Here is an 11,233-nt window from a genome sequence, read left to right as displayed (position 1 = left end):
GCTGCCCCTTTGCGTTCATATCATCCGTCTGGTCTGCAGCGGGTTCGGGCACCCGCGCGGCCTGCTGGCTGGCCGACTGATCGAGCTTCGGGCTCTCCATCACGTCGGGCTGGACCGCTGGGGGCGGCGGGGCCTTGTCGGCCGGCGGCATTGGCGCGACCTGGACGCGCGGCGGAACCGGCTCCGGGGTTTCCTCGGATGGCGAGAGGACTTCGGCGGGCCGTGTCGGCTCCAACTTTTGATCCGCCGCGGCATCTGCCCGATCTTCAGCTGGCGGCTGCGCCTCGGCTGCCGCCAGCTCCGAGGTTTCCGCGGATGCCGACGGCTCCAGGGCTTCCTCGGTTGGTGAGAGGACGTCGGCGGGCTGGGGTGGAACTGCCTTTGCCGGCTCATCGCCCGGCGAATTTGGAGCACTGTCCGTCTGGACAGGTTTTGATGCTTTTGGAGACAAAAACGATGTATCGCCGACGGTCGGCGTGGAAGGCGTCATCAAGCCGCTCAGATAGATGCCTGCACCGGACGCGACAGCTAATGACGCCAAGGCAGCGATCGCGATCGATCGGGTCTTGGCGGACTTTCCAGGGGCATTAGGCAAAACCGCCCGAGCAGGACCGGCTACTGCCGAAGGCCTTGGCTCGGACAGAAGCGCCGGCCGGACATGCGGAACGAAGCGCTGTTCACCCGGAGCCGCCGGAGGCTGACTTGGGAGCTTAGGCCCAGGCGCGGCCGTCCCCCCCGCTCGCGGCAAACCCGCCCGGTCGCGCGGCGTGATCGACGTTGGCGGCGTTGTCTCCTCATCCGTATCGTCACGTGTCGCCCTGGCGATGTCCGACATGCTGATCGGGCGGTCTTGTGGATCCGGCTGCAGCATGGCTTCAACAATTCCACGAAAATCGGCGTCTATGTCGGATAGGTCCGGAACGGTTCGGCGTTTTTCCACGATCTCCAACTGGGAGCCGCCCATGTCGATCGGTTTCCCGCGCAGAGCAGCGGCCAGCACCAAGCCCAGGCTGTAGATGTCGGATTGCTCGCTGACGTCGCCGCTGTACAGCCCGAGCTGTTCGGGAGAAACGTAGTTGTACTTTCCCGCGAACTTTCCGCCGATCAGGGTCTCTCCGCCGACGGTCGCCGACCGCGCGATGCCAAAATCGACGATCTTTGCGCGTTCGACCCGGCCTCCTGGCAGGATGATGTTATCCGGGGAGAGGTCGCGGTGTATTGCTCCCGCCTGGTGCACGGCGCTCAGGCCGGAAGCCAGGCGATGGCAGAGCTTGCGCACGTCTTCCGTCGGCATCGGCCCACGTCGCATGATATCGAACAGCGACTGGCCGTCGACGAATTCCATGGCAAGATAGGGGCGACCGATGCCGGGATCGATCGTGAAGACGTGATACCGCACGACCGCATCGTGCGACAGGTGATTGAGGATCGACGCTTCCTTGCGGAACAGCGACAGGATTGTCTGATCACGGGCGAACTCGGGCAAGACGATCTTGATCGCGACGTGGTCGCCGGTTTGGATGTTGTGGCCGCGGTAGACTTCGCCCATGCCACCGAATGCGATCCGCTCGTCTAGTTCATAGATGCCGCTGAGTTGCGTGCCTACGGCTGTGTTGGCCACGTTAGGCGATATCCGCGTCTTGTCGTCGGCGCTCATCAGCCTCAACCTTCCGCTCTGGGAGGATCGGGATAGGCCTCATTGCGCCCGTTACCGATCTTCACGAGCACGATCGTGACATTGTCTGTTCCACCGCGCGCCAGCACCGTTTGTAGCAGGTTTTCGCATGCCGCCTGAGGTGTCGCCGACACCGCCGCCGCCTCGATCTCGGCGTCTGTGACATGCGCTGTCAACCCGTCGGTGCTCAACACAAATATGTCGCCCGGCATGATTTCGCCTTGCTGGAAATCAATGACGATCTCGTCGCTGACGCCGACCGCATGCGTAATAACGTTGCGGCGCGGCCAAGCTAGCGCTTCGGCTGCGCTGATCATGCCCTTGTCGAGAAGTTCCTGAACTTCGGTATGGTCCTTCGAAATCTGGGAGATCGAGGCGTTGCGGATCAGATAGACGCGACTGTCGCCCGCCCACAGGCAGGCAAACCGGCCATCCATCGCCAGCAGGGCGGCCACAGTGGAGCCAATGGTTACTCCGCGGGATTCCGCTATCCTGCGGATTTCGGCGTTGGCCCGGCTCAGCCGGTCCTCGAAGCGGGCGCGAAGATCCGGTGCAGAGCTTGCAATGCCGATCGTTGCCAGGTGATCGACGATGCTGGCCGAAGCGACTTCCCCGGCATCATGTCCACCCATTCCATCGGCCACCACCCACAGGCCAGTTTCCGGCTCGACCAGATAGCTGTCTTCATTGAGCTCACGAACACAGCCTCTGTGGCTAACGCCGAAGCTTTCAAAGGGAAGGGCGACATTGTTCACTTTGCCACCAAGCGCTTCTCAAGCGTCCTCTGCGCCGCACTGTCAGGCGCTCGATCGCGCCAGTTTGCCACAGGCTCGAATATTAAAGTATCGAAATCAACGTCCGCGCGTCTGTTGCCGATGGACCGCATGACCGTATTGGAAAATTCAAAGGTCATCTCAAAACGCCTGTGGACAGCTGAACCCAGAAAACGCAGGAAGGAAGAGAGGGTTGGGGTCCGAACTCGTCTTGACCGTATAGGCGACATCGCGTCCGCCGATCACGAAACGGGCTTGCGTGTTGCCGCCGGTGCTGGTGATCTCAGCCTTGTCCAGCAGGCGCTTCAGTGCCCACGGACCCTCGAACCTGATCGCGGACTCCCGGCCCGGCATCTCCGGAATGAGGCTCAGGCTCGCGGACGCGGAAGCCATGCCGCTCGGCCAGCTCACCGTGCTTGGCGCGTTGCCCGCCTGGTTGCTTTGAACAATCTGGCCATCGATATCGAGTAGCGCCGTCTCGGCATCGCCATGCAGTGAAAACGGCGTAAAGGTGACACTGACTGACGGCACCGAACCACCTGAAGGAAAGAAGGCGTTGCGGATTTCCGCCGCCAGCTGGAAGTTTTTCAAGGTCGACTTCGACAGGTCGCGCCCGAAACGCGCATCCTGTTTCCAGCTCCAGTCCTGGCCCGTCATGTCGATTAGCGATGCCAGATTCTGTGCGAAGAACCGGTCCATCAGTCCGCCTGGAGCGAACAGTTTCGCGAAATCCGCCATTGCAATATCCTCCGAGCCATCGCTGGCGAAAGGATAACGGCCCTCGACCATCTCCTCGCAGGCGCGCGTGACCGTCTGGTCGAGCGTCTGGTTCAAATTCGTTAGCGAGGTTTCTGCCAAGTTGCCGTCAAGCTCGTCGGCGGTTGCGGTGACCATTCGGGCTAGTTGCTTAGGCAGACGCGAGACATTGGCGCGAAGGGTGGATATCTGCAGCTGCAGATTCATGTTGACGCGTTCTACTTGCGAAGGGACGTCGGCCGCCAGTTGCAGGCTTTGATAGATGTCGCGGAAATTCTGGGTCAACGCATCGATTGGGCGGCGTCCGGCGGGACCGTTCACCAAAGCCTGGAATGATCTGAATTGCGCTTCGATGTTCGCCCCGGGATTCTGCTCGCTAGCGGACGCAATACCGGCCCGGCTTTGCGATTTGCCGCTGGCGATTTGAATCCCGATGCGGGCCAATCCCCTGGCGGTATCTGCAGCGTTCTGCGGCTGGTTTTGAAGCATGTCGGCTTCGGCCTCGGAGCCGAAGTCTTTGCCAGAACCAGCTTCTCGCGTCAGAGCTGTTTCGTCGGCGATCGCCGTAAAAAGCTGGTCGATTGGCGAGGTTGGTGACGCGGCTGCGGACAGCGCGATATAGTGCGGCTTGTCCTTCAGCATCGCCTTGAACTTCAACTTGTCGAGAACCCCGTTCCACGCTGCTGCGAACTCCCTCCCATAGCGCTCGACAAGTTCGGGACCGAGCTTAAGCAACTCCTGGTCGATGCCACCTTGCTCGCCGCCGCCGCCGAGAACCCACTGGTCATCGACAAGCATCTGCGCAATGCGCGAGAGTTGTCCGAGATAAAAATTGTTGAAGCCGCTATAGGTGTAGATACCGGGAACGCGAAGGCCTGACAGATCGCCACCATCGACACGCTCGAACAACAGCTGCGCTTCCGCGCCGCCTTTCACGGAGACGGAAAAATCGCCCAGCGCTGCCGCGTATACCGCCGAATTTACCAAGGCGGAGGCACGATCGGCATGGCTCATGCGTCCGAGCGAGCGTTGAGCAGCTTCGACAAGTGGCTGGTTGAGTTCGAAAACCGGGTCATAGGCGTCGTCCAACGCAAGCATGGCCCGCAAATGCATTTCGAGTTGCGCCCGTCCCTCGCGGTTGTTTTCGCCCGGATACCGGTTCTGCTCCCAATCCTGCCTCATCCAGGAAACGATCAACTCGTCGTCGACCTTCGGCGCCTTGCCGCCCAGCATCAGGTAAATCTTCAGCGGTTCGTAGAGCGCGGCGGGATCAGCCATCTTGGCCTGGATCGTCCGTTCGGCCTGAAGCAGCAGGCGCGAGCGGAACATGCGCTCCAGCGCTTGCCGGTAAGCTGTTCTTGATGCCGACAGTAGTCTTTCCCGCTGACCGAGGCCGAACGTCTCCTCGATCGGTGTCGGCAAGTCACTGGTGCCGAACCCGGCCGGCAGATCGCGCAACTGGTCGAGCGGGCCAATGACGTTTTCGAGGTCGACATCGGCGACCGTCGAGATTTTGAGTAGCGGGTCTGCCGTCTCGCGATACTGGCCTATAGCTTGCGCGGTAGAGGCGATCAGCGACCTGTTGGCCGTAAAGCTCAGGGCCAAGGTGCCCAGAGCCGCCGCAGCGGTCAATGTTATTGCGCCAAGGCCGCCATATCTGGCGATCGCTGCACGCCTTTCAGCCGATTTGTCGTATGAAACCCACCCGGATTCAGCGAAAATGACGTCGGTCAGAAGATCATGCAAAAAGAAGCTTTTGCCAATGCCGGAAAGATGGGCGCGAGAAGCGCTGCCGAAACTGCGACCGATTGCGCCCAGGACCTGGTCGATCGGCGTACCCTCCTGCGTGCCTGACGAAAAATAGAGTCCACGCAAGCTGACGTTCACCTGGCTGCGGGCCGGATCGAATATGCTGGCGATGAAACTGGCGATACGGCCCTTCAGCGCGCCAAACTGGGCTGGAAAGCCAAAGATGGATATGCGTGCGACCGGATCGGCCTCTTCCTGCAGGCGGTCGGCGATCTCCTCCGCCAGGCGTTTTGCCAATGCGTCGAATTCGGCCGGTGCCTCACCGACCATGTTTTTGCTGCGATCGGCGGTCTGGAATGTCACGCCCCATACTTTGCGGCGGCGCTGCTCGTCGAAACCGCCAAAATAATCCATGAAACCGGCGACAAGGTCGGCCTTGGTGAAGAGCAGGTACACCGGGAACTGGATTTTCAGTGTTTCGTGGATTTCGCGCAGACGGCTGCGTATTTCAACGACATGGACGTCAAGCTGCCGATCATCGGGGCTCATGAGATCGGCAAGGCTGATGGCCAGGATAACCCCGTTTATCGGTTGCCTGGTGCGGTATTTCTTAAGCAGCGACAAGAAGGCGAGCCAGCTCTTCTTGTCGCTCTGCGCGTTGGAATCCTGCGTCGTGTAGCGTCCGGCGGTGTCGATCAGCACCGCCTGGTCGGTGAACCACCAGTCGCAGGATCGTGTGCCGCCAACGCCGGCCACCGGCTGGGCGTCGCCCGAACCGGCAAGCGGAAAGTTCAGACCCGAATTGACCAACGCCGTTGTCTTGCCGGCACCAGGTGGGCCGATGACGACGTACCAGGGAATCTCGTAGAGGAAGTTGCGCTTGCCGCTCGACCGCTTGAGCGCAGCGACGGCCTCACTCATGCGAGCCTCGAGCACCTGCGAGTCGTCATCCCTGTCGTCGTTGCGGGTGACTATCGTCTCGAGCGCTCTTTGTGCCTTTCGCTTTTGCCAGAAACGGAGTCCATAGAAGAGCGTCACGATCGCAACGATCATGCCGATGATCGTCACGCGCAGCCAGACGGGTGCCAGCGGGCGGGTATCGGCAAAGCGGATCAATGGTCCGGCAAACCAGACGGCTGCCGCGAAACCGGCCAACGCGATCGCGCTGAATATCCGCAGCAGCCAACGCGTCATAGGCGCTTCCAAATGGCCGTGCTCACAGCGTTTCCTCCTTGGGGATCATCAGGTCGACACGGCGATTCTGGGCGCGGCCTTCCGGCGTCGCATTGTCGGCGATCGGTTCGTCTTCGCCCTTGCCGTCGACCGTGATCCGGGAAGGCTTGCTGAACCGCGGCGCCATCATCGCTTCGACAGCCTTCGCCCGGGCGATGGAAAGGTCGAAGTTGGATTTGAACGCGCTCGATTTTCGCGGCTTCACATTGTCCGTATGGCCGACGATCATGATCGGTCCGGGCTCCGGTTCCAGCGCGGCGGCGATGTCTGCGGCGATCGGTCCAAACTCCGGATTTATCTCGGCCCCGCCGGACGGGAACAGCAGGATATTGTTGATCTCCACGACGATGAACTTGCCCTGCGTGCCGACGGTCAGCCCGCCGCGCGCAATATTTTTGGCCAGTGCCGCATGGATGCGATCGATCTGAGAACGGGTAGGGGCGACAGGCGCAGCGACTTTCACCGGCGCAGCCGACGGCACCATGGTCGCGCGTTCGATGGCGATCGGCGTCGATGGATCGAGCTTCAGCAAGCCACTGGCAAGGGCGTCGCCCTCGTTGGTGATGAAGACCCGCAATGCGAAGAATGCCGCCGTCAGCAGCGCCGACGCTACGGCCGCAACCACCCAGAGCGGCAACCGGGCCGACGATTGTGCGCTTGACACCGCCATGCTTTGCCAGTGGGGCGAGATGTCTTCGTCGGCGCGGGCCCTGAAATAACGAAGCGTCTCGTAGACGTCGCGTCGAACGCGTTCGAGATTGTTGTCCTCGCGCGAAAGGCCTCGATACTGGCCTTCGAACCCCAGCGACAGGCAGGCATGCATCAATTCAAGCAAATCGTAGTGTGCCTCCGGCGCTGCCAGTACCTTGTTCAGCGCTTCGTAGAAGCCCGAGCCGGTGGGCACGACGTGAAAGAACTGTGACAGCATGCTGTGTTGCGCCCAGGCGTCTCTCTTGGGCCAAGGCAGGTTGCCGATGAGGTCGTCAGCGGTTTCGCAGAGAGCAAATTTTGCGATCCGTGCATCTTCTTCGGGAACACCGGCTTTCTCCATTGTCCGGTCGAATTTTTCGATCGCCTCGGCAACATGTTCCGCCAGTTGTTCCGCCTGTCTTTCGACAGGCATAAGCGTGAACTGGCCAAACAGCATCAGCAAAGGAGCGGCCGCAGCGAGGATCTGATTTGCTGCGGAATATCTGACGCTGTCCGTGGCATTCAGCAGGATTTCCTGCTCAATGCCCGGCGTCGCCGCAAAGGAGCCGGTTGCCGCCGCTGCGCCGGGGTCTGCATCCTGATAAATCACGGTTCCCGATGTCCAGCCCGGCGGTGCATGCCGACCGACACCCGGATCGAAAATCGTTGAATCCTTAACCTGCGAGGGACCGGGGTGCCCGCTGTCGGGAACGGGCCGCTGAGGAGCGGGCGCTGATTTTACAGCGCGGCGCGGTGCGCGAATGACGGTCTTGCCCGCTGGGCCGAAAGGATCGTCCTTCGAGCTCATCGCCAAACGTCCGTCCACACCTGGTTGCTGCGTGTGCGCCACAGGCGAGCAAAACGGTCCCTGGCCAGGCGCAGGAAATGCATACGCTGCTGGCGAGGGCAGTGTCTGGAGTAAGGTCGGCTATATCTTTCTATCCCGCCGTAACATGACATGTGCCGCAGACCCCAGGTCAATCAGCCTTACCCGCTGGCGAACTGTCGTAAGTGATCGTAAGCTTAGAAACGGTCGATTGGAACCAGATGCAGCGCTGCGAAAGGATTTTTCTTCGCCAACTCAATTACAGCGCCGCATCTTTGGGCACGCCAAGACGCCCTGATACATTCCAGTTGGTGCGTGATCCGCTCCGCAGCCGAAGCTAAGCGCAGCAAACCGATCCGATTTCCGGGGCACCTGCCAGGTTCAGTCCTCCGGTCTATTTTTGCTTGTCGGCTTTGGCATAAGCTTCGGCGAAATAGGCCAGGAATATGTCCAGCATTCCGTTTTCGTGTGCTTCCTCCATGGTCCGCCATTTGGCGACAAAGGCGTCCCAGGCCAGGCTCTTCTTCGATGTGAATGACGTCGGTGGGAGTTTTTTGCCGATCGCCTCGGGCGACAGATCGTCAAGCAGCCGGGAGAGCGCAGCTTGCATGGCTGCATAGGTGGCAAATTCGTGCGTCTTGAGATCGCGGAATGCGTCTTCGACACTGTGCCTGGCATCAAGGTAGCCGGCTCTGCGCCGTGCGAACATGATTTCAAGGATGTCGTCGGTTCCCGGGACGAACTTCAAGGGATTGTTATCCGCGGAGCTTATCATCGTCCGGTGTGTGCTCTTGGCCAGTATTTTGGCAGCCGCACGTGCCTTCAGCAGCAAGGCCAGTTCCTCGACAACCGTTCGAAGCACCGCGCCGATTTCGGCTGCAACTTCATGCGGATCACGCGATTGAAGCAATTCCGGCGAGATGCCGGCTCCGATCGCGATTTCCCGCAGCACCTCGTCTCTCGTCGAAGGGAGAGGCGCGGGCGGCGAAGGCGTCGACACCGGTGCTCGCTGTCCAGACCGTTGCTCCGCCGGGTTGAAGAAAGGCTCGCCTCCGAAGTCCAGAGGCCGACCGGTTGCGACCGGCATTTCTCGTTGCGTCGAACCATGCCTGCTCTCGGGATGACCCATCGTGGCGCGCTCGTCATCGATCGATACCAAGATGACATAGCGGCCGATCAGCAGCCGGTCTCCATGGTCAAGCCGATGCGGGCCGGCCATGCGATGGGTCGATCCGTTGATGAAGGTCCCATTGCGCGAGACGTCGTGCAGCCAGAACGCGCCTGCCTCGTATCGAACATCGCAATGTCGGCCGGAGATGAACTTGTCGGGGTCGGGCAAGGTCCAGTCGCAGGCCTCGCGGCCGATTTCGAAGCTGCGATCACGAGCTGAGTAGCCGGTCGACATACCGGCGGGCAGGGAATCGACATTGTTGATCTGCAGCCTGATGAACATTCAAATCGCCGTCGACCCTGCCGGGAAACTCGCCCAGTACATCCCATTATACCAGCAATTTGTGAGCGGCGGCACAGAAGCGTTCAAGTCGATGATTGCAAAGGCGACCAGGCTGCAGCCGCCCAAGCGTCCCCTTTGGTCGCTGCAAGACATGTGCTAGGCTGAAGCAGAAACGAGCGGCGGGAGGGGGCACGACCCATGCCGAACGAACGTGCTACGGTTGTGCAGACGCCGGTTGGCGCTGACCTGTTGACCTTCACGCATCTTGTCGGGCGCGATGAGATTAGTCGTTGTTTGGCCTATACGGTCGGGTTTGTGAGCAACAGCCCCGACATCGATCCGCTGAAGATGCTGGGCGGTCCTGTTTCGATCGAAGGTGAATCCGATCCGAAACGCTGGTTCAGCGGCCTTGTCTCCGAGTTTCGGCTGACCCGGATCGAGGACCGTCTGGCTTACTACGAAGCCGTCATCAGGCCATGGCTCTGGTTTCTCGGCAATACCACCGACTGCCGCATTTTCCAGAACATGAGCGTCATCGAAATCGTCGAGGAGATTTTCTCAAAATACAGCACGGCAAAGTTCGAGAAGCGCCTGCAAGGGTCTTATCCGCCGCGTGAATACTGCGTCCAGTACGACGAGACCGATCTCGATTTCGTGCAGCGGCTGCTCGAGCACGAGGGCATCCTGTATTTTTTCGAGCATGACGAAGGCAAGCACACGCTTGTGCTGGCCGATGCCATGAACAAGCTGAAGCCGGCGCCGGGCTATGAGAAGGTGCCTTATCACTTTGAAGGGCAGGGCTCCCGGCGCGATGTCGAATACATAACCGAATGGATTCCGGGCAGTTCGGTGCGGCCGGGTGCCTATGTCCATACCGACTATGATTTCAAGAAGCCGGGTGCCGACCTGATGGCCAAATCCGCCCAGCCGTTCAGTCACAAGCTGGCCGCGGGCGAGAATTACCGCCAGCCCGGCGCGCACCTCGAAGTCGGTCGCGGCGACAGCCTGGCCGCGATCCGGCGCGAGGAAATCCAGGCGGTGCACCAGCGCATCGCCGCGGTCGGAACCGTGCGCGGCCTCTATTCGGGCTGCACCTTCAAGCTGGATGGTTTCCCAAGAGAAGACCAGAACCAGGAGTATCTGGTGGTCAGCGCCGAATACAGGCTCTTCGATCCGGGCTACAGAGCCCTTGCCGACGTCGAAAGCGAGAACTTCAAGGTGATCTTGGGCGTGGCGCCGACTGCCTTGCCCTATCGCCCGCCGCGCATCACGCCACGGCCGATCATGCGCGGCCCGCAGACGGCGACGGTGGTCGGTCCGTCCGGCGAAGAAATATTCACCGACAAATATGCACGGGTGAAGGTGCAGTTCCACTGGGACCGCCTGGGCAAAAAGGACCAGAACAGCTCCTGCTTCGTGCGGGTTTCGCAGACCTGGGCCGGCAGCGGCTGGGGGTTCATCCAGATCCCGCGCATCGGCCAGGAGGTCATCGTCGATTTCATCGAAGGCGACCCGGATCTGCCGATCATCACCGGCCGCGTCTACAACGCCTCCCAGATGCCGCCCTACGGACTGCCGGGCAGCGCCACGCAATCCGGCTGGAAATCCGACTCATCGAAAGGCGGCGGCGGTTACAACGAGCTGATGTTCGAGGACAAGGCCGGTTCCGAACTGGTCAATTTCCAGGCACAGAAGGATCACAACCTTCTGATCAAGAACGACCGCACCAAGCTGGTGCAGCACGATCAGTCCGACCGCATCGACCACGACGCCAAGCACTCCGTCGGCCACAACCTCGACGAGGACGTCGGCAACAACAAGACGGTGAAGGTAGGCGTCGACCAGACCACGGATATTGGTTCGAATGATACCGAGACGGTGGGCGCCAACCGTTCGCTGACGGTGATGGCGAACGAGACGATTCACGTCGTGTCGAATTCGACGGAGAACATCGACGCCAACCATTCGCAGATCGTCGGAATTGTGCAGACGGTCACGGTCGGGGCGGCGCGCGTCGATACTGTCGGAGCGGCGGAACAGCGCACCGTCGGCGGTCTCCAGAGCAACACGATCGGCGC

General features: G+C 60.7%; 6 protein-coding genes. 1 reads left to right on the top strand and 5 read right to left on the bottom strand.

Annotated features, from left to right (window positions below):
* The 5 genes from EOA86_RS07280 to tagH form a co-directional block, all read right to left on the bottom strand.
* Positions 1 to 1,657, bottom strand: a 1,657-nt coding sequence (locus EOA86_RS07280) for a serine/threonine-protein kinase (protein ID WP_164891600.1), incomplete at its 3' end; no start/stop codon positions are given.
* A 5-nt stretch (positions 1,658 to 1,662) separates the two neighbouring features.
* Positions 1,663 to 2,430 (bottom strand): protein phosphatase 2C domain-containing protein, encoded by a 768-nt coding sequence (locus EOA86_RS07275; RefSeq protein WP_095519774.1) that lies wholly within the window; start codon positions 2,428 to 2,430, stop codon positions 1,663 to 1,665.
* A gap of 159 nt (positions 2,431 to 2,589) precedes the next feature.
* Positions 2,590 to 6,147: a type VI secretion system membrane subunit TssM gene (gene tssM / locus EOA86_RS07270; RefSeq protein WP_128341103.1), complete on the bottom strand. Its 3,558-nt coding sequence runs from the start codon at positions 6,145 to 6,147 to the stop codon at positions 2,590 to 2,592.
* Positions 6,148 to 6,169: 22 nt separating this feature from the next.
* Positions 6,170 to 7,684 carry a type VI secretion system protein TssL, long form gene (gene tssL / locus EOA86_RS07265; protein WP_128341102.1) on the bottom strand — a complete coding sequence of 505 codons (1,515 nt, stop codon included), beginning with the start codon at positions 7,682 to 7,684 and terminating at the stop codon, positions 6,170 to 6,172.
* Positions 7,685 to 8,096: 412 nt separating this feature from the next.
* Positions 8,097 to 9,155, bottom strand: coding sequence for a type VI secretion system-associated FHA domain protein TagH (tagH, locus tag EOA86_RS07260; protein ID WP_128341101.1), 1,059 nt, complete (start codon positions 9,153 to 9,155; stop codon positions 8,097 to 8,099).
* 198 nt (positions 9,156 to 9,353) lie between these two features.
* On the opposite strand from tagH, the gene tssI reads away from it, so the two are divergent.
* Positions 9,354 to 11,233: type VI secretion system tip protein VgrG (gene tssI / locus EOA86_RS07255; RefSeq protein WP_128341100.1), on the top strand; the 1,880-nt coding region annotated here is incomplete at its 3' end.

Source organism: Mesorhizobium sp. M5C.F.Ca.IN.020.32.2.1 (assembly GCF_004023105.1).
GTDB lineage: Bacteria > Pseudomonadota > Alphaproteobacteria > Rhizobiales > Rhizobiaceae > Mesorhizobium > Mesorhizobium wenxiniae.
Note: the sequence above shows the minus strand (reverse complement) of the source record. Positions and strands in the feature narration are given on the sequence as shown.